This is a genomic window from Streptomyces sp. NPDC029296, assembly GCF_055569255.1.
Window position 1 is genome coordinate 239,472 of sequence record NZ_JBVHXT010000002.1, and the last position, 18,084, is coordinate 257,555.

Annotated in this window: 20 protein-coding genes; 7 read left to right on the forward strand and 13 right to left on the reverse strand. The window is 72.9% G+C overall.

The features are described 5' to 3' along the window. Nucleotides 1–6: 6 nt before the first annotated feature. On the reverse strand, nucleotides 7–366 hold the full coding sequence (locus ACZ4W9_RS02600) for an NADH-quinone oxidoreductase subunit A (RefSeq protein WP_003992243.1): 360 nt from the start codon (nucleotides 364–366) through the stop codon (nucleotides 7–9). Nucleotides 367–1,108: 742 nt separating this feature from the next. On the opposite strand from ACZ4W9_RS02600, the gene ACZ4W9_RS02605 reads away from it, so the two are divergent. After that, nucleotides 1,109–1,981: a C40 family peptidase gene (locus ACZ4W9_RS02605; RefSeq protein ID WP_467932651.1), complete on the forward strand. Its 873-nt coding sequence runs from the start codon at nucleotides 1,109–1,111 to the stop codon at nucleotides 1,979–1,981. Nucleotides 1,982–2,120: 139 nt separating this feature from the next. Next, a complete protein-coding gene (gene def, locus ACZ4W9_RS02610) occupies nucleotides 2,121–2,744 on the forward strand; it encodes a peptide deformylase (RefSeq protein ID WP_467932652.1) in 624 nt (207 codons plus the stop codon). Between the two features lie 53 nt (nucleotides 2,745–2,797). Here the strand turns inward: def and ACZ4W9_RS02615 are convergent, their stop codons facing one another. Then, complete coding sequence (locus ACZ4W9_RS02615; protein WP_467932654.1) at nucleotides 2,798–4,090, reverse strand: geranylgeranyl reductase family protein; 1,293 nt, start codon at nucleotides 4,088–4,090, stop codon at nucleotides 2,798–2,800. 219 nt (nucleotides 4,091–4,309) lie between these two features. Here ACZ4W9_RS02615 and ACZ4W9_RS02620 point away from each other — a divergent pair, with 219 nt between their 5' ends. Then, a complete protein-coding gene (locus ACZ4W9_RS02620) occupies nucleotides 4,310–4,636 on the forward strand; it encodes a PASTA domain-containing protein (RefSeq protein WP_467932655.1) in 327 nt (108 codons plus the stop codon). Here ACZ4W9_RS02620 and ACZ4W9_RS02625 read toward each other — a convergent pair. The 5 genes from ACZ4W9_RS02625 to ACZ4W9_RS02645 all read right to left on the reverse strand — a co-directional run bounded on the left by ACZ4W9_RS02625 (nucleotide 4,623) and on the right by ACZ4W9_RS02645 (nucleotide 9,422). Next, nucleotides 4,623–5,336, reverse strand: a complete 714-nt coding sequence (locus tag ACZ4W9_RS02625; RefSeq protein WP_467932656.1) for a demethylmenaquinone methyltransferase — start codon at nucleotides 5,334–5,336, stop codon at nucleotides 4,623–4,625. The genes ACZ4W9_RS02620 and ACZ4W9_RS02625 overlap by 14 nt on opposite strands. A gap of 59 nt (nucleotides 5,337–5,395) precedes the next feature. Further along, complete coding sequence (locus ACZ4W9_RS02630; RefSeq protein WP_467932658.1) at nucleotides 5,396–5,995, reverse strand: amidohydrolase family protein; 600 nt, start codon at nucleotides 5,993–5,995, stop codon at nucleotides 5,396–5,398. A 33-nt stretch (nucleotides 5,996–6,028) separates the two neighbouring features. After that, nucleotides 6,029–7,228, reverse strand: coding sequence for a cyclic dehypoxanthinyl futalosine synthase (gene mqnC, locus ACZ4W9_RS02635; protein ID WP_467932659.1), 1,200 nt, complete (start codon nucleotides 7,226–7,228; stop codon nucleotides 6,029–6,031). Nucleotides 7,229–7,308: 80 nt separating this feature from the next. Continuing rightward, the gene (locus ACZ4W9_RS02640) at nucleotides 7,309–7,974 is read right to left on the reverse strand and encodes a prepilin peptidase (RefSeq protein ID WP_467932661.1); all 666 of its coding nucleotides are present in this window, start codon (nucleotides 7,972–7,974) and stop codon (nucleotides 7,309–7,311) included. A 599-nt stretch (nucleotides 7,975–8,573) separates the two neighbouring features. Beyond that, nucleotides 8,574–9,422, reverse strand: coding sequence for a menaquinone biosynthetic enzyme MqnA/MqnD family protein (locus ACZ4W9_RS02645; protein ID WP_467932662.1), 849 nt, complete (start codon nucleotides 9,420–9,422; stop codon nucleotides 8,574–8,576). 285 nt (nucleotides 9,423–9,707) lie between these two features. Here ACZ4W9_RS02645 and ACZ4W9_RS02650 point away from each other — a divergent pair, with 285 nt between their 5' ends. Then, nucleotides 9,708–9,911: a cold-shock protein gene (locus tag ACZ4W9_RS02650; RefSeq protein WP_016645643.1), complete on the forward strand. Its 204-nt coding sequence runs from the start codon at nucleotides 9,708–9,710 to the stop codon at nucleotides 9,909–9,911. Between the two features lie 149 nt (nucleotides 9,912–10,060). On the opposite strand, the gene ACZ4W9_RS02655 is transcribed toward ACZ4W9_RS02650, so the two are convergent. After that, nucleotides 10,061–10,627: a helix-turn-helix domain-containing protein gene (locus ACZ4W9_RS02655; protein WP_467932663.1), complete on the reverse strand. Its 567-nt coding sequence runs from the start codon at nucleotides 10,625–10,627 to the stop codon at nucleotides 10,061–10,063. Nucleotides 10,628–10,694: 67 nt separating this feature from the next. On the opposite strand from ACZ4W9_RS02655, the gene ACZ4W9_RS02660 reads away from it, so the two are divergent. Both ACZ4W9_RS02660 and ACZ4W9_RS02665 read left to right on the forward strand, forming a co-directional pair. Continuing rightward, entirely contained in the window at nucleotides 10,695–11,411 is a 717-nt protein-coding gene (locus tag ACZ4W9_RS02660; RefSeq protein WP_467932665.1) for an AzlC family ABC transporter permease, read from the forward strand. After that, complete coding sequence (locus ACZ4W9_RS02665) at nucleotides 11,408–11,722, forward strand: AzlD domain-containing protein (protein ID WP_467932666.1); 315 nt, start codon at nucleotides 11,408–11,410, stop codon at nucleotides 11,720–11,722. The genes ACZ4W9_RS02660 and ACZ4W9_RS02665 overlap by 4 nt, the downstream gene beginning before the upstream one ends. Here the strand turns inward: ACZ4W9_RS02665 and ACZ4W9_RS02670 are convergent. Further along, complete coding sequence (locus ACZ4W9_RS02670; RefSeq protein ID WP_467932667.1) at nucleotides 11,719–13,350, reverse strand: serine/threonine-protein kinase; 1,632 nt, start codon at nucleotides 13,348–13,350, stop codon at nucleotides 11,719–11,721. The genes ACZ4W9_RS02665 and ACZ4W9_RS02670 overlap by 4 nt on opposite strands. A gap of 84 nt (nucleotides 13,351–13,434) precedes the next feature. Between ACZ4W9_RS02670 and ACZ4W9_RS02675 the strand changes: the two genes are divergently transcribed. After that, a complete protein-coding gene (locus ACZ4W9_RS02675) occupies nucleotides 13,435–14,064 on the forward strand; it encodes a class I SAM-dependent DNA methyltransferase (RefSeq protein ID WP_467932669.1) in 630 nt (209 codons plus the stop codon). Nucleotides 14,065–14,100: 36 nt separating this feature from the next. Here ACZ4W9_RS02675 and ACZ4W9_RS02680 read toward each other — a convergent pair whose 3' ends face one another. The 4 genes from ACZ4W9_RS02680 to ACZ4W9_RS02695 form a co-directional block, all read right to left on the reverse strand. Then, nucleotides 14,101–14,982: a LysR family transcriptional regulator gene (locus ACZ4W9_RS02680; protein WP_467932670.1), complete on the reverse strand. Its 882-nt coding sequence runs from the start codon at nucleotides 14,980–14,982 to the stop codon at nucleotides 14,101–14,103. 170 nt (nucleotides 14,983–15,152) lie between these two features. After that, nucleotides 15,153–15,500: a hypothetical protein gene (locus ACZ4W9_RS02685; RefSeq protein WP_467932671.1), complete on the reverse strand. Its 348-nt coding sequence runs from the start codon at nucleotides 15,498–15,500 to the stop codon at nucleotides 15,153–15,155. Further along, a complete protein-coding gene (locus ACZ4W9_RS02690; protein WP_467932672.1) occupies nucleotides 15,497–16,078 on the reverse strand; it encodes a DUF6232 family protein in 582 nt (193 codons plus the stop codon). Before ACZ4W9_RS02690 ends, ACZ4W9_RS02685 begins: the two co-directional genes overlap by 4 nt. 39 nt (nucleotides 16,079–16,117) lie before the next feature. After that, complete coding sequence (locus ACZ4W9_RS02695) at nucleotides 16,118–18,064, reverse strand: AMP-dependent synthetase/ligase (RefSeq protein ID WP_467932674.1); 1,947 nt, start codon at nucleotides 18,062–18,064, stop codon at nucleotides 16,118–16,120. Nucleotides 18,065–18,084: the final 20 nt, after the last annotated feature.

An 18,084-nucleotide genomic window follows, 5' to 3' on the forward strand; every position in this document is an offset into this window, starting at 1 on the left:
GGCCCCTCAGTCCCATTCCAGGCCGCCGCGCCGCCATACGTACGCGTACGCGACGAAGACGGTGAGCACGAAGAGCAGCATCTCCACGAGCCCGAAGATCCCCAGGGCGTCGAAGGTGACGGCCCAGGGGTAGAGGAAGACGATCTCGATGTCGAAGACGATGAAGAGCATCGCCGTCAGGTAGTACTTGATGGGGAAGCGCCCGCCGCCGGCCGGCGTGGGGGTCGGCTCGATGCCGCATTCGTAGGCTTCGAGCTTGGCGCGGTTGTACCGCTTCGGACCGATCAGCGTGGCCATGACCACGGAGAAGATCGCAAAGCCTGCCCCGAGGGCTCCCAGTACGAGGATGGGCGCATACGCGTTCACCGCTCCTCGCTCCTCTCAGTCGGCACTGACTGCTGGCGGATCACTGGGCTCACATCCGCCTCACCGGTCCCACGAACCCCGCTCGTCCCGGGCGAAGATCGAGAACATGTGAAGCAGGTCACAAGCCCGACTGCCTCGCATCTTATGCCTGCCGCTCTGTGATCTGCGACACGGGGTATTGCACAAGCTTTGTGATCTCCACCACCTGACGAAGGATCATGAAGTCGGATGATGGGTGATCTTCACACCGGAAGCGTTCAGTTGATCACCAGAAGTGACATTCCCACTTGTCAGCGCAGGCGGGAGCGGTCGTCTCCATATCAAGAAGGTTCGCCTGCATGCAAATTGGTGTTGGACGCATCTATTTGATAGAGGAGCCTGTTCACATTCCGGAGGGCATCCGGGACGGGTGTGAACGGAGGCCGGGGCGCGTGCACGCGTTCACGAAGTCCGCCCGCGCGGGACGCCATGGTTCCGGCGACCGTTCCGTGACCTCCGTCACGTCCATGAGAGGACGATGAGAACCGGGCTTGGCCAACGACCCCAACCAGTGGTAGGTGCGGGGCAATTCGGACGTAATGATCAAAGACCGTGATCAAGGGCTTGATCACGACGGTCCGCAATGTCCGTTACGGCGTCAATAAAGGGCGACACGCCCGGGTTTCCAGGTATCGATTGAGCAACTGTGGCGCACGACACGTTTCTTGAAGATATGAAGGAGCCCCTGGTACCGGTTGTTCCCATGTCCCACACCGCTCACATACGCAGCCACCGGAAGCCCCGCCGCAGCGCGTCGACCCTCGCCGTGCGGGCCGGAGTTGCCGGTGGCGTCCTCGGCACCCTGGCAGTCGCCGGGGCATCCGGTTCGGCGAACGCTGCCGAGCCGGTGACGCAGACCCTCGAACTGCCCACCCTGACGGCCGACCTGGCCGCGCAGACGGCCCAGACCGCGGACGCGACCGAGCAGGCCGCCGCGAACTACCAGCTGCAGGCAGAGCGCGACCAGGCCGCCGCGAAGGCCGCGAAGCAGGCGAAGGCGGACCTCGCCGAGGCCAAGAAGAAGGCGGCGGAGGCCAAGAAGAAGGCCGAGGAGGACGCCCGCAAGGAAGCCGCCGCGCACGCCTCGCGCACCGCGGCGCGGACCACGCTCTCCACCACCTCGGCCGACACCGGCACCACCACCCTCGGCGGCGGTGGCGGCAGCAGCGACACCGGCACGGAGGCCGGCGGCGGCACCGACACCGGCACGTCCACGGTCAGCGGTTCGGCCGCGACGATCGTCAGCTTCGTCCGGGCCCAGGTCGGCAAGGCGTACGTGCCCGGCGCCACCGGCCCGTCCGCGTACGACTGCTCCGGCCTGGTGCAGACGGCCTTCAAGCAGATCAACATCAGCCTGCCGCGCGTGTCGCAGGACCAGTCGACCGCCGGCACGCAGGTCTCGCTGAGCAACCTCAAGCCCGGCGACATCCTGTACTGGGGCAGCGCGGGCAGCGCGTACCACGTCGGCGTGTACGTCGGCGGCGGCATGTTCGTGGGCGCGCAGAACTCCTCCACCGGCGTCGTGGAGCGCCCGCTGTCCTACGACCCGCCCACCGGCGCCGTACGCGTGCTCTGAGCCCGCTCCCCGCCCCTCGTGACCCCCTCGTACGCACACAGGGCCGCTGCCACCCGGGCAGCGGCCCTCGCGCGTTCCCTGACATGCTCTGCGCGGGCCGCCGGCCGGCGGCCCGCCCACGAGTGAAGGAGTCCACGCGATGCCACGCGTGTTCGTACAGGGAAGTCCCGTCGGCTACTACCCGCGTTACGCCCCCGAGGCCGGGCGCGGCGCGGTGCGGCGCATCACCGAGGCCGGCGAGGAGGTGCTGCGCAAGCCGTGCCGGGACGTCACGGAGTTCGGGCCCGACCTCGCCGCGCTGATCGACGACATGTTCCGCACGATGTACGTCGCCGAGGGCGCGGGGCTGGCGGCGAATCAGGTCGGGGTGGACCTGCGGCTGTTCGTGTACGACTGCCCCGACGACGACGGTGTCCGGCATGTCGGACACATCGTCAACCCGGTGCTGGACGCGCCCACGGGTGAGCGGCGGCTCCTGGAGGAGGGCGAGGGCTGCTTGTCGGTGCCCGGCGCCGTGATGGACGTAGCGCGGCCGGACCGGGCCGTCGTGCGCGGCCAGGACCGGGACGGCCGGCCGGTCGTCGTCGAGGGCACCGGCTACTTCGCGCGCTGCCTGGCGCACGAGACCGACCACACCGACGGCCGCCTCTATCTGGACCGGCTGTCCAAGCGCGAGCGGAAGGAGGCGCTGCGCCAGGCCGCGGAGCGCCGGGACGAGGTGTACGCCCGCCGGTCCGCCAGGGAGGCCGCCTTCGGCGCCTGAGCCCGTGCCGCCGGCGCCGGCGGCCCTCACCGGGCCCCGACGCCGGCCGGCCGTCAGGCCTTCGGAGTCACCTTGGTCAGGCCGTTGATGATGCGGTCCATCGCGTCGCCGCCCGTGGGGTCGGTGAGGTTGGCGAGGAGCTTGAGGGTGAACTTCATCAGCAGCGGGTGGGTCAGGCCGCGCTGGGCGGCGATCTGCATGACCTTCGGGTTGCCGATGAGCTTCACGAAGGCGCGGCCGAGGGTGTAGTAGCCGCCGTAGGTGTCCTTGAGGACGCGCGGGTAGCGCTGGAGGGCGGTCTCGCGCTGGGCGGGCGTGGCGCGCGCGTGGGCCTGCACGATGACGTCGGCGGCGATCTGGCCGGACTCCATGGCGTAGGCGATGCCCTCGCCGTTGAAGGGGTTCACCAGGCCGCCGGCGTCGCCGACGAGCAGCAGCCCGCGCGTGTAGTGCGGCTGGCGGTTGAAGGCCATGGGGAGGGCGGCGCCGCGGATCGGGCCGGTCATGTTCTCCGGGGTGTAGCCCCAGTCCTCCGGCATGGAGGCGCACCACGCCTTGAGGATCTCGCGCCAGTCCAGCTCCTTGAAGGAGGCGGAGGTGTTCAGCACGCCGAGGCCCACGTTCGAGGTGCCGTCGCCCATGCCGAAGATCCAGCCGTAGCCGGGCAGCAGCCGGTCCTCGGCGCCGCGCCGGTCCCACAGTTCGAGCCAGGACTCCAGGTAGTCGTCCTCGTGGCGGGGGCTCTCGAAGTACGTCCGGACCGCGACGCCCATCGGGCGGTCCTCGCGCCGGTGCAGGCCCATGGCGAGGGAGAGCCGGGTGGAGTTGCCGTCGGCGGCGACGACGAGCGGCGCGCGGAAGGAGACCTCGCGCTTGTCCTCGCCGAGCTTGGCGGTGACACCGGTGATGCGGCCGGTGCGGTCGTCCACGATCGGGCCGCTCACGTTGCAGCGCTCGTAGAGGCGGGCGCCCGCCTTCTGGGCGTTGCGGGCGAGCTGCTCGTCGAAGTCGTCGCGCTTGCGGACCAGGCCGTAGTCCGGGAAGGAGGCGAGGTCGGGCCAGTCGAGCTGGAGGCGGACGCCGCCGCCGATGATGCGCAGCCCCTTGTTGCGCAGCCAGCCGGCCTCCTCGGAGATGTCGATCCCCATGGCGACGAGCTGCTTGACGGCGCGCGGGGTGAGCCCGTCGCCGCACACCTTCTCGCGCGGGAACTCGGTCTTCTCCAGGAGCAGGACGTCGAGACCGGCCTTGGCGAGGTGGTACGCGGTCGTGGAGCCGGCCGGCCCCGCGCCCACGACGATCACGTCGGCGGTGTTCTCGGAGAGCGGCTCGGTCACGACGGTCACGGCGGGATCTCCCCAAGGTCGAAAAAGCTGTGTGCCGACCGGCACGGGACACGGGCAGTCTATTCAGCGCGCTCGGCCGCCCGGCCGAAGGGCCGCCCCCCGACGGTCACCTTCCGTGTCCGACTGTCACGGAAAGACACCGGCGCCTTCCGGGCGGGACGGGCCGGAGTTACCCTGCCAGTACCGCTGGGGGTGACATCTGTGCATATACCACCCAAGATGCCCGAAGTGCGCGTTCCGCGTCTGGTCGGCCTGATGGCCGTGGACGCGCGTGCGACGGCCCGGGCGCGGGGGCTGTCCCTGGACGCGCCGGACCACCCGGACTTCCACCTCGCCGTCGTGGACTACGTCGTACGCCAGCACCCGCGGCCCGGGACCGAGGTGCCGCGGGAGTCGACGGTGTACGTGTGGTTCGGCTTCGGGGAGGGCGAGGGCGGCGGGGGCGTGCGCGAGCCGCGCGTCCCGGGGCCGCCGCGCGGGGGCCCCGGCCGGGAGCTGGAGCCGCCTCGCGATCCGTGCGAGGCGGCCGGGGTCAGCTCTCCGTGAGGCCCGGGTCCTCCTTGAAGCCCCGGTGCAGCGCGACCACACCGCCGGTGAGGTTGCGCCAGGCGACCTTCGACCAGCCCGCCTTGCGCAGACGCTCGGCGAGGCCGGGCTGGTCGGGCCAGGCACGGATGGACTCGGCGAGGTAGACGTACGCGTCCGGGTTCGAGGAGACCGCGCGGGCGACCGGCGGCAGCGCGCGCATCAGGTACTCGGTGTAGACGGTGCGGAACGGCGCCCAGACCGGGTGGGAGAACTCGCAGATCACCACGCGTCCGCCGGGGCGGGTGACGCGGTACATCTCGCGCAGGGCCGCGTCGGTGTCCTGGACGTTGCGCAGGCCGAAGGAGATCGTCACCGCGTCGAAGGTGTCGTCCTTGAAGGGCAGTCTCGTCGCGTCGCCCGCGGTGAACGGCAGCCAGGTGTGCTTCTTCTTGCCGACCTGGAGCATGCCGAGGGAGAAGTCGCAGGGGACGACGTACGCACCCGTCCGCGTGAAGGGGAGGGAGGACGTGGCCGTGCCGGCGGCGAGGTCGAGGACCTTCTGCGCGGGGCGGGCGTCGACGGCCGCCGCCACCTCCTTGCGCCAGCGGCGGTCCTGGCCGAGTGACAGCACGTCGTTCGTCAGGTCGTACCGTTCCGCCACGTCGTCGAACATCGAGGCGACTTCGTGCGGCTGCTTGTTCAGGGAAGCGCGGGTCACCCGCCCATTGTTGCAGCCGGGCCGCACGACAGGGGCGGCGGCTTGCTGCGTGCGGGTGGCTAACGGCGACGGAAGAGCAGGCGGCCCGAGAGGACCGTCGCCACGCAGGTCCCGGCCCCCCGTTCGGCCAGTTCCGTCTCGTCCTCGACGTCGAAGACGGCGAAGTCGGCGGCGGAGCCCGCGTGGCGGGGCGGGGCCGGCCGGGGCCCGTGGGCGAAGGGGTCCAGGGAGGGGACGCCGTCGACGGGGGCCGGGCGGTCCACGACGCCCATGCCGGTGCGGCGCAGGGCGTCCCGGACCGCGCGGGCGCTCAGCGGCGCACAGGCCACGGCGACCGTGCCGTACGCCAGCATGCGCTGGATCCCGCGCCGGGCGCTCGCGCCCCGGCGGGCGTCGTCCATGGGGAGCGCGGCGAGCGCGGCGCCGGTCAGCGGTGCGGTGCCGAGGAGGTGGGCCTCCCGTGGGTCCGGGTGGTACGTCCGCTCCAGCAGCTCGTTGCCGTGGGGGTTGACGAACCCGGGCGTGAGGATGCCCGGCCAGCGGCGCACGCGCGCGTGCGGGTGCGCGGCGGCCAGGTCCTCCAGGGGCCCGACGGCCTCGATCCGTTCGCCCCGGACGAGGTGGGCGTGGCCCCTGGAGTCGGCGTGGAGCGTCAGCACGGCGGCTCCGGTCCTCCTGGCTCGGCTGCTCGGCTAGTTCGACGCGAGCAGCTTCAGCTCGGGGTGGGCGGTGCCGCCCTCGATGGCCGTGGAGGAGATGTGGGAGACCACGCGGTCGTCCACGGGGTCGTTCGCCGGGTCGTCGTGCACGACGAGGTGCTCGTAGGTGGTCGAACGCTGCGCCGGGACGCGGCCCGCCTTGCGGATCAGGTCGATGATCTCCAGGCGGTTGGAGCGGTGCCTGGCGCCGGCGGAGGAGACCACGTTCTCCTCCAGCATGATCGAGCCGAGGTCGTCCGCGCCGTAGTGCAGGGACAGCTGGCCGACCTCCTTGCCGGTGGTGAGCCAGGAGCCCTGGATGTGCCGGACGTTGTCCAGGAAGAGGCGGGCGACGGCGATCATCCGCAGGTACTCGAACAGGGTCGCCTGGGTGCGGCCCTTCAGGTGGTTGTTCTCGGGCTGGTAGGTGTACGGGATGAACGCGCGGAAGCCGCCCGTGCGGTCCTGTACGTCCCGGATCATCCGCAGGTGCTCGATGCGCTCGGCGTTGGTCTCGCCGGTGCCCATGAGCATGGTGGAGGTGGACTCCACGCCCAGCCGGTGCGCGGTCTCCATGATCTCCAGCCAGCGCTCGCCGCTCTCCTTCAGCGGGGCGATGGCCTTGCGCGGCCGCTCCGGCAGCAGTTCGGCGCCGGCACCGGCGAAGGAGTCCAGGCCCGCCCGGTGGATCCGGGTGATGGCCTCCTCGACGGAGACGCCGCTGATCCGGGCCATGTGCTCGACCTCGGACGCGCCGAGGGAGTGGATCACGAGCTGCGGGAAGGCCTCCTTGATGGCCCGGAAGTGCTTCTCGTAGTACTCGACGCCGTAGTCCGGGTGGTGGCCGCCCTGGAACATGATCTGGGTGCCGCCGAGTTCGACGGTCTCCGCGCAGCGGCGCAGGATGTCGTCCAGGTCGCGGGTCCAGCCCTTCCCGGTGTCCTTGGGGGCCGCGTAGAAGGCGCAGAACTTGCACGCCGTGACACACACGTTCGTGTAGTTGATGTTCCGCTCGATGATGTACGTGGCGATGTGCTCGGTGCCGGCGTACTCGCGGCGGCGCACGGCGTCGGCGGCGGAGCCCAGGACGTGCAGCGGGGCGTCGCGGTAGAGGGCGAGCGCTTCCTCGGGGGTGATGCGTCCGCCCGCCGCGGCGCGGTCGAGGACGGACTGGAGGTCGGCCTTCTCGGTCACCGGCGTCCCTTTCGCAAGGTTTCGTAAGGGGTTGTGGACGGACGACGTCAGCCTACGCCAGGCGGCTGCGGCGGCCGACGTCAGGCCGCGAACGCCCCGGTCAGCAGCCCGACGAGGGTGCCGGCCAGCAGGAACGGGCCGAACGGCACGCCCGTCTTGCGGCCCGCGCGCCGGGCGAGCACGAGGACGCCGCCGTAGAGGGCGCCGAGCAGGAACGCGGCGAAGGTGCCGAGCAGCACGGTGGGCCAGCCGTACCAGCCGAGCACGGCGCCCGCGCCGACGGCCAGTTTGACGTCGCCGAAGCCCATGCCGTCCGGGTTGAGGAGGTGCAGCACGAGGTAGCCGGCGGCGAGGGCGAGGGCGGCGCCGAGGGCGGTGGGCCAGTGCCCGGCGTGTTCGGGCAGCAGCGCGGCGAGACCGAGCAGGGCGAGGGCGGCGGGCGCGAGCGGGAGGGTCAGCGGGTCGGGCAGCCGGCGCACCCGCAGGTCCACGGCGGCGAGCAGCACCCCGACGGGCGCGAGCACCAGCCAGACCGCCACTTCGGGCCGGGCCCCGGTGGCGACGGCGAGAGCGGCACAGACGAGGGCGGTGACGAGGGCGAGGAGCGAGGCGGAAGGCGTCCCCCGCCCGGTGGGCCCGGAGGGCACTCCGCTTCCGGCGGACCCGGACCGCACCCCACGGCCGGCGGGCCCGGAAGGCGTCCCGCTGTCGGCCGACGCCGTGTGTCCCTCACCACCGGCCGGCATGGAAGGCGCCTCGTCGCCGGTGAACCCGGAGGGCGCCCCACTGTCGGCGGACCCAGGGCACGGCCCACGGCCCCCGGACCCGGAGGGGGCTCTCCCGTCGGCCGGCCGAGAAGGGGCTCCCCCCTGGGCGGATCCGGAGCGGGCTCCCCCATGGGCGGACACCTGGTGTGCCCCACCGCCAGCCGACGCGGAAGGCATTCCACTGTCGGCGGGCCCGGAGGGTGCCTCGCCGCCGGCCGCCCCGGAAGGCGCCTCGCCGTCGCGCGCCGGGTACGCCGCACTGTCGGCCGGGCCGGGGGGCGCCCCGGCGTCGGACGGTCCGGGGGGCCTGCCGTGGTGCGCGTCTCCTTGCGGCTCCGCGCGTCCCCCGGCGCTCGCGCACTCCGCGCAGCCCGCGCTCCCCAGCCACCCCCGGACGGGGTGGGTGCCGGTCGGGCAGTGGTCGCGCCACGGCTCGCCGTGGGGGACGGAGAAGCGGTACGCGGCGCGGGGCAGCAGTGCGCCCGCGAGGGCGCCCCACACCCCGGCCGCGAGGGGCAGTAAGCCCGTGGTCAGCCCGGCCATGTCCGCCACCCCGCCTCCTCCCTGGCCGTCGGCGCCTACCGCTGGAGCAGGTCCACCCGGGCGTCGGCCGGGAAGCCGGTCGTCGGGCCCACCCGGCGGGCGAACTCGGCGACCGCCTCCAACTGGGGGGCGCCGAAGCTGAAGTCGAGGGTGGTGAAGTACCGCTCCAGGGTGGCCTCGTCGAACGCCTCCCAGCGGGCGGCCTGTTCGGCGACCTTGGCGACCTCCGCCAGGGAGAGGTCGCGGGACTCGAGGAACGCCTCGTGGACCCGGCGGGTGATGACCGGCTCGCGCTCGGCGTAGTCCCGGCGGGCCGCCCAGACCGCGAAGACGAACGGCAGCCCGGTCCACTCCTTCCAGAGCGCGCCGAGGTCGTGCACCTCGAGGCCGTAGCGGGGCCCGTCGACCAGGTTGGCGCGCAGGGCCGCGTCGCCGATGAGGACGGCGGCCTCGGCCTCCCGCATCATCAGGCTGAGGTCGGGCGGACAGGTGTAGTAGTCGGGCCGCACGCCGTACCGCTCGGCGAGCAGGAGCTGGGCGAGCCGGACCGAGGTGCGGGAGGTCGAACCGAGGGCGACCCGGGCGCCGTCCAGCCGGTCCAGCGGCAGCTGGGAGACGATCACGCAGGACATCACCGGCCCGTCGCAGCCCACCGCGATGTCCGGGAAGGCGACGAGGTCGTCGGCGTTGCGGAGGAACTCGACGAGGGTGACGGGCCCGATGTCGAGGCCGCCGCGCACCAGATCCTCGCTGAGCTTCTCGGGGGTGTCCTTGGTCAGCTCGAAGTCGAGCAGCGTGCCGGTTCTCGCGAGCCCCCAGTACAGGGGCAGGCAGTTCAGGAACTGGATGTGGCCGACACGCGGCCGGGTGCGGGAATTGTCCACATCGCGAGACTAGCTCCCGTCCCGTACGGCACCTGGACCACCCCGACCCCGAACAGCCCAGCGGACGTTCAAACATTCGGGTGAAGTGATCTTGACCTCTATTGCTTTCCGGCGCCCCCGTGCTAGGCTCGCCGCAAGTTGCAGTTTGGTTTCCCTTGCAGTACAGAGCCTGCGGAGCATGTGACCGCGGGCTCTCGTCGTTTTCAGAAGTATGCAGTGGTGCGGCACCGTTTCACACTTGCAGGTTCTGGAGCAGGGCAACCCTTTTGGGCCCAAGGAGGGCTTATGGCTACCGGAACCGTTAAGTGGTTCAACGCCGAAAAGGGCTTTGGCTTCATCGCCCAGGAGGGCGGCGGCCCCGACGTCTTCGTTCACTACTCCGCGATCAACGCCAGCGGCTTCCGCTCCCTCGAGGAGAACCAGGCCGTGACCTTCGACGTCACGCAGGGCCCGAAGGGCCCGCAGGCGGAGAACGTCACCCCCGCCTGATTCCTGCCTGATCGCAGAACCTGAGAGCAGTACCCAAGGAGCCCCACGCCATCCGGCGACGGGGCTCCTGCCTTTTCCCGTTCCTTTCCCGTTCACGGCGGACACCGGCCCCTTCCCGGACCGCACCGCCCCCACCCGGACCGGAACTCTCACACGTGCTGCATGACGAGCACGAACTTCGTGCCGGCCGCCAGTGCCTCGTACGCGTGGGGCACGTCTCCCCGGTACGACACGTAGTCCCCCGGGCCCAGTTCCACGGCCTCCCCGCGCGGCCCCGCTTTCACCGCGCCCTCGCTCACCACGATGTGTTCCACGGTCCCCGGAATATGCGGTTCCGAATCCCGTACGGTGCCCGGCTCCAGCCAGACGAAATACAGATCCCGGCGGGCACCCGGCGGGCAGGCCGACAGCAGCGACGCCAGATAGCTGGACTGCTCGGAGTGGACCGCGGGTCCTTGGCCGGCCCGGATCACCCGGACCGGCTGCGCGGGCGGCTCGACCAGCGCGCTGAACGGCACGCCGAGCGCCACGGCCAGCGTCCAGAGGGTCTCCATGCCCGGATTCCCGCTCGCCGCCTCCAGTTGGGACAGCGTGGACTTGGCGACGCCGGCCCGCCTGGCCAGCTCGGACAGGGACAGCCCGGCGCGACCGCGCTCCCGCTTCAGGGAGGCGGCGATCCATTCCAGGGGGAGTCGGGCGGGGGTGGCCTCGGACATGTCGTTCGCTCCATCACACCATCGTGTGTCTTGACGGACAATGTACTCACCGTTCATCATAAAAAACGTGCGTTCGACACAGCGAACGGGCCCCGTCGGGCCCACCAACAGCGCCGACGACCGCGCCCTCGTCAGGGACAGCGCGCTCGTCTGGCTGGCCGGCGGCATCGTCGGCGTGTCCTTCGGCGCCGTCGCCGTCGCGGGCGGCCTGCCCCTGTGGGTGCCGGTGCTGATGTCCGTGGTGGTGTACGCGGGATCGGCCCAGTTCAGCGCGGTGGGTGTGCTGTTCGCCGGTGGCGGCCCGGCCGCCGCCGTGACCGCCGGGCTGCTGCTCAACACGCGGACGGCCGCCTTCAGCCTCGCCGTGGCCGAGATCATCGGCTCCGGCCGCGTGAGCCGGTTCCTCGGCGCCCACCTGGTCACGGACGAGACGGTCGCCTTCGCCCTCGCCCAGCCGGACCCGGCCCGGCGGCGCCGGGCGTTCTGGATCGTCGGACTCGGCCTGTTCGCGGTGTGGAACCTCGGCGTCCTGGCCGGCGCCCTCGCGGGCAGCACGCTCGGCGACACCGGCCGTTACGGCCTGGACGCCGCCTTCCCCGCCGTCCTGGCCTCCCTGGTCCTGCCCGCCCTGCGCGCGGACGCGGCGGTACGGCGGTGCGCGCTGCTCGGTGCCGCGCTCGCCCTCGCGGTCACGCCCGCCGTCCCGGCCGGGGTCCCGGTGCTGCTCGCGCTGGCCGGCCTGTTCCTGCACAGACGCCCCGCCGGACCGGGCGCCGCCGTATGAACGCCACCGTCACCGTCATCCTCGCCCTGGCCGTCGGCACGTACGCCTTCCGGCTGGTGGGCCCGGTCCTCCACGGCCGGATCACGGTCCCGGCCCGGGTGCAGGAGCTGGCGTCGGCGGGCGCGGTGGTGCTGCTGGCCGCCCTGCTGGCCACGGGCGCGCTGACCGAATCCGGGGGCCTCGCGGGCTGGGCCCGCCCCGCCGGGGTGCTGGTCGGCGCGGCGCTGGCCTGGCGCCGGGCCCCGTTCGCCGTCGTGGTCGTGGCCGCCGCCGCGACGACGGCGCTGCTGCGGCTGGCCGGGGTGGATTAGGCCGCGTCCCGCCAGACGGTCAGGTCTCCTTCGAGGAAGGCGGATTCCGGCATCGCGGTCGACTTGATCTGGATGACGAACAGCGCGATGTCCCCCGAGGGGTGCTTGACACAGAACTCGGTGCCGGCCGCCGCCCCGGCCAGCGTCCAGCTGTGCTTCGTGGCGTCCTCCAGGATCCAGCGGCACTCGTCGAGGGTGGTGCCGTGGGCGCCGTACATCTGGATGATGATGCTCTCGCCGCTGTCCACTTCACACCTGCCCGTCCCGCAGTCGAGGCGGAGGGCGCCCTTGTCGTTCGTCCCCTTGCCGCCCGGGTGCTCGATGCTCAGCGGGGTCGTCGCGTTCAGGTACGCCGGGGCGAAGGAGTCGACGCGCGGTCGTGACGGCGACGGCGAGGGGGTCCGCGCCTCGCCGGGTACGGCCCCCGCGCCGGAGCGGTCCGCCGAGCCGGAAGCGGAGCCGGACGCGGTCGCCGGCGACCGCGTGCCCCCTCCCCCACCGGACGCCGTGGCGCCGGCCGCCGCCTTCCGTGCGCCGAACCGGCTTGCGGTGTCCAGGCCCGCCCAGGCCAGGACGGCGACCAGCAGCGCGCAGACCGCCATGGCGGCGACCGTCAGCAGGACGGCACGCCGTCTGCGGGCCTTGCGCTCCTCGGCCGTCGGCCGCGGCCACCCGGGCGGCGGGTAACCGATCAGCGGCTGCGGGACGACCGCGGTGGGCTCGGGCACCGGCGCCGGGACCGTGACCTCCGGCCCGGTGATCTCCCGCCACACGGCCGGCCCCCCGCCCGTGCCGGGCTCCGCGCCCAGCCGCTGCCGGCACCCTCGCACGATCTCGGCCGGGGTGGCCCGCTCCGCCGGGTCGGCGGCCAGGCACCGGGCGAGCAGCGGGCGCAGCGGCTCGGGCAGCAGGTCCAGCTCGGGTTCGGAGTGGACGATGCGGTACAGCACGTTCACGCCCGACCCCTCGCCGTACAGCGGCCGGCCCAGCGCCGCGAACGCGGCCGTCTGCCCGAGCGCGAACACGTCCGTCGCCGCCGTCACCTCACCGCCGGTCGCCTGCTCGGGCGCCATGAACGCGGGCGTGCCGATCGTGCTGCCCGTCGCCGTGTACGACGTGCCGTCCGCCGCCAGCGCGATACCGAAGTCGATCACCCGGGGCCCGTCGGCGGCCAGCAGCACGTTCGACGGCTTCAGGTCCCGGTGCACGACGCCCTCGGCGTGGATGGCCTGCAACGCCTCGGCCACGCCCGCCATCAGCCACAGCACCGCCGCCACCGGCAGCGGGCCGCGCCGGGCCACCGCGTCGGCCAGCGACGGCCCCGGCACGTAGAGGGTGGCCAGCCAGGGCGGGGTGCCGTCCGGGTCCGCGTCGATCAGCTCGGCGGTGTACGCGCCGCGCACCCGGCGGGCCGCCGTGACCTCCCGCCGGAACCGCCGCCGGAAGTCGGGGTCGTCCGCCAGCTCGGGCCGTACGACCTTCAGCGCGACGGGGCGTCCGCCCTGGGTGTGGGACAGGTAGACCCGGCCCATGCCGCCCGCGCCCAGCCGGGCGGCCGGCCGGTACCCGGCCACCGTCACGGGATCGTCGGCCCGGAGCGCCCGGAAGACGTCCGTCGCCTCGTCCATCGGCCCGTACCCCCCACGTCATGTCACGGCCAACGGCAGTCAGACTACGGGGCTGGTGGGCACGGCCCGTTAGGGTCCCTCCCCATGACCGACACCCGCGCCTTCTACGACACCATCGCCGAGGACTACGCCGTCCACTTCCGCGACCAGCTCGCCCACCGGCCCCTGGAGCGGGGACTGCTCGCCGCGTTCGCCGAGCAGGTCGGGCCCGCCGGGCTGGTCGCCGACCTCGGCTGCGGCCCCGGCGAGATCACCGCGCACCTCGACGGGCTCGGTCTGTCCGTGTTCGGCCTCGACCTGTCCGAGTCGATGATCCGGGTCGCCCGCCGCAGGTACCCCACGCTGCGGTTCGGGCAGGGCTCGATGAGGTCGCTGCCCCTGGCCGACGGCGCGCTGGCCGGGGTGGTCTCCTGGTACTCCGGCATCCACACGCCGGAGGACGGACTTCCGGCACTGTTCGCCGAGTTCCGCCGGGTCCTGGCCCCGGGCGGACGGCTCCTCCTCGCCTTCCAGACCGGCGACGAACCGCTCCACCTCGACCGTCCGTGGGGCCACCCCGTCTCCCTGGACTTCCACCGGCGCCGTCCCGAGCGGATGGCGGAGCTGCTGGGGGGCGCCGGTTTCGCCGTGCGTTCCAGCACGGTGCGGGCACGGGTGGCCGAGCACGGGGAGTCGGCCCCGCAGGCGTTCCTCCTCGCCCGGAGGGACGGCTGACCACGCCTCCGGCGTGAGGGTGGGCCGGGGCGTCGCTCAGCGCACGGAGGCGACCGTGTCCGCGAAGGCCCGGGCCGGCGGGCTGAGCGCGTCCCAGCGGCGGACGGCCCAGCCGACGGGGAGGGGGCGGAGGCCGGGCAGCGGGATCAGCCGGAGGGGGCCGTCACCCGGGACGGGCAGACCGGGCACGGCGGGGACGACCGCCCTTCCGACGCCGAGTTCGGCGAGGAGGAGGGCGGTGTCCCAGTCCGCGACGCTCGGCTCGTAGGCGAACCGCACGCCCCGCTCCGCGCAGGCCGCTTCGAGGTGGGCGGCGGAGGCGGAGTTGGGCGGGAGCCGGATGAGCCGGGTGCCGGCCAGTTCGGCGGGGTCGAGGCGGGGACGGCCGGACAGGGGGTCGTCGGCCGGTACGGCGAGGAGCCAGGGCAGTTCGACGACGGTCCGCTGTTCGATGCCGCGGACCGGGGGGCCGATCGTGATCCAGGCGAGGTCCAGGGTGCCGTCGGCGAGGGCGTCGAAGCTGCCCCGGCCCGAACTGACCGTGCGGAACTCCAGGTTGACCTCGGGGTGGCGGCGGCGGAAGGCCACGACGGCGCCGGACATGAAGTGCCGGACGGTCGTGGCGCCCGTGGCGACGCGGACGTGGCCGCTGTGTCCGTCGAGGAGGTCGCGCAGCTGTCGTACGGCGAGATCGAGGCCGTTGATGCCCTCGGCCGCCGCCGCCTCCAGTATCCGGCCGGCCCGGGTCGGCACGACCCCGCGCGGCCGGCGTTCCAGCAGGGCGACACCGGTCTCCCGCTCCAGCCGCTTCACGTGCTGGCTGACGGCGGACTGGGTGCGGCCGAGGTCCCGGGCGACCGAACTGAGGCTGCCCGCGCGGCACACGGCCACGAACACACGGAGGTCGTCCAGAGTCATGAGACCCAAGTTATCGCTTGGGTCAGGGAAGAAAACCCCAGGATTGACTGGGTGTTGGCGTCGTACGAGGATCGTGTCCGGGCCGCGACCGACCCAGGCGGCAACCCGCTCCCCGCCCCGCCGAGTCCGGACGACGCGGGATGTGCGGGGAGCGGGTGCCGACCGAGCGGTCAGCCCTGGCCGAGCAGCGCGATCAGGCGCCCCACCGCGTTCACGACGGGCTCGCCGACCGCGCCGACGGCGGCGGCGATCTGGGCGACGGACGCCAGGACCAGGCCGCGCTCGCGCAGAGCCGCACGGTCGGGGGTCAGCGCGGGCAGGGCCTCCTCGACGGTCCGGTCCTGCTCCGGGGTGAGGTGCCGGCGCAGGTCCGCGAGGCCGCGGGCCAGATCGTCGACGGCGGCGCGGAGTTCGGCGTCCTGGGCGGGGCCGCCGACCGTGCCGTAGTTGAACCCGACGTTGCCCTGGCCGCCGTTGACGTTGGCGACCGGCCCGTAGTAGTTCGTCGTGTCGCTCACAGCTTGAACCCCGTGTTCCCGTGGCCGCCGTTGACGTTGGCGACCGGCCCGTAGTTGTTGGTGTTGTACTGGTGCACGATCGCGGTGAACTCGGCCTCCGGGTGGTCGATCGCGTACGCGATCCGGTCCGCGATCTGCCGCAGCTCCTCCAGGCTCGGCAGGGTCACCACCAGGGCCGAGCCGCTGGCCACCTGGACGGACAGCACCGGCTTCGGCGGCGCGAGCAGGTCCTTGACGGGGACGATCAGCGCCGCGACGCAGAGGACGACCAGGAACGCGGGGTTGTCGACGCCCCCGTCACCCGGGTTGTCCATGGCGTTGATCGCGACGTAGGCCAGATAGACCAGGAAGGCGCCGATCAGCCACTTCAGGCAGCGGAAGAGCGCCGCGACCCGGCTGGGCCGGAACATGTAGGCGTCGACCATCGTGATGTTGTGCAGCGGGAAGGCCGCCGACCCCGCCCACAGCATGCGGCGGCTGACCCGGAGGACGAGGGTGGCCCCCGTCACCGGGGGCGGCAGCGGGGGCTGGGGCGGCGGCCCGGGCAAGGGGTGGCCCGTGGTGTTCGGATCGTTCATGCACTTCCCCGTGATGTTGGCGTTCCGGCAGGTTACGGCCTAGTCCCGGCGCTCGTACAGGCTTTCCACCTGCGCCCCGAAGTCCCGCAGGATCCGGTCCCGGCGCAGCTTCATCGAGGGGGTCAGGTGTCCCGCCGCCTCCGTGAAGTCCGTCGGCAGGACGGCGAAGCGGCGGATGGACTCGGGGCGGGAGACGAGTTTGTTCGCCTCGTCCACCGCGCGCCGGAGGACGGCCGTCAGCTCCTCGTCGCCGACCAGGAGTTCCGGCGGGACCGGGTGCTTGCCGAGCATCTGACGCCAGTGGGTGATGCCGTCGGGGTCGAGGGTGATGAGCGCGGTGACGTAGGGGCGGCCGTCGCCCACCAGGATCACCTGGGAGATCAGCGGGTGCTGGCGCAGCCAGTTCTCCAGCGGGGCCGGGGCCACCGACTTGCCGCCCGCCGTGATCAGCAGCTCCTTCTTGCGGCCGGTGATGGTCAGATAGCCCTCGTCGTCCAGCGCGCCGAGGTCGCCGGTGGGCAGCCAGCCGTCGCGGGTCGCGGGGACCACCCCGCCCGCCTGGGGGTCCCAGTAGCCGCGCAGCACGTGGTCGCCGGCCACGAGGATCTCGCCGTCCGCCGCGATCCGCACCCGGGTCCCGGGCAGCGGCCAGCCCACCGTGCCCAGCCGGGGCTTGAGCGGCGGGGTGACCGTGGACGCGGCGGTCGTCTCCGTCAGGCCGTATCCCTCGAAGATCTCGATGCCCGCGCCCGCGTAGAACGCGGCGAGGCGCCGGCCGAGCGGGGAGCCGCCGCAGATCGCGTATCTGACCCGGCCCCCCATGGCGGCGCGGATACGGCGGTAGACCAGGGGGTCGTAGAAGGCGCGCTGGGTCTTCAGGGCGCGGCCCGGACCGGCTCCGGTGCCGGTCTGGCGGGCCTCCAGCGCCTCGCCGTAGCGCCGGGCCACCGCCGCCGCCCGGTCGAACACCGCCGTCCGGCCGCCCGCCTCCGCCGCCGCGCGCGCGGAGTTGTACACCTTCTCCAGCATGTACGGGATCGTCAGCAGCGCGGTCGGCCGGAACGCGGCGAGGTCCGGCAGCAGGTCGTCCGGGGCCAGGCTGGGCGCGTGGCCGAGGCGGACCCGGGCGCGGACGCAGGCGATGGCGACCATCCGGCCGAAGACGTGGGACAGGGGCAGGAAGAGCAGCACCGAGGGCTCGTAATCCCGCGCCTTGAACACCGGGTGGAGGAGTTCGATGGCGTTGTCCACCTCGGCGAAGAAGTTGCCGTGCGTCAGCGCGCAGCCCTTGGGGCGGCCGGTGGTCCCCGAGGTGTAGATGAGCGTGGCGAGCGTGTCGGGGCCGAGCATGCCCCGGCGCACGCCCACCTCCGCGTCCGGTACGTGCGCGCCCGCGTCGGCGAGCCGGGCCACGTGGTCCTTCTCCATCACCCACACGTGCCGTACGTCGGGCAGGCGCGGGAGTTCGGGGCCGAGCGCGGCGGCCTGCGCGACGGTCTCCGTCACCAGGGCGACCGCGCCGGAGTCGTGCAGGATCCAGCGGGTCTGGAAGACGGAGGAGGTCGGGTACACCGGCACGGTGACCAGTCCGGCCGCCCACGCCGCGAAGTCCAGCAGCGTCCACTCGTAGGTCGTGCGGGCCATGATCGCGATCCGGTCGCCCGGCATCAGGCCCTCGGCGATCAGTCCCCTGGCCACCGCCTGCACCTCGGCGGCGAACCGCGCGGCCGTCACGTCCGTCCAGCGGCCGCCGGGCAGCCTGCGGCCGAGGACGACCGCGTCGGGGGCCGACTCCGCGTTCTCGTACGGCAGGTCGGCGAGGGAGCCGTGGGTGACCGGGGGCGCGAACGGCGGCACCGACACCTCCCGCACCGCGCCGTCCAGCCGTCGTACGTCGGGCTGGACCAGGACCGGGAGGCCGTCGTAGTCGGTGGCGGAGACCGGGGCGCCGGAGGAGACGGGGGCGTTCGGGTACGGCGTGGACACGGGCGGCTCCTCTGGCGTGC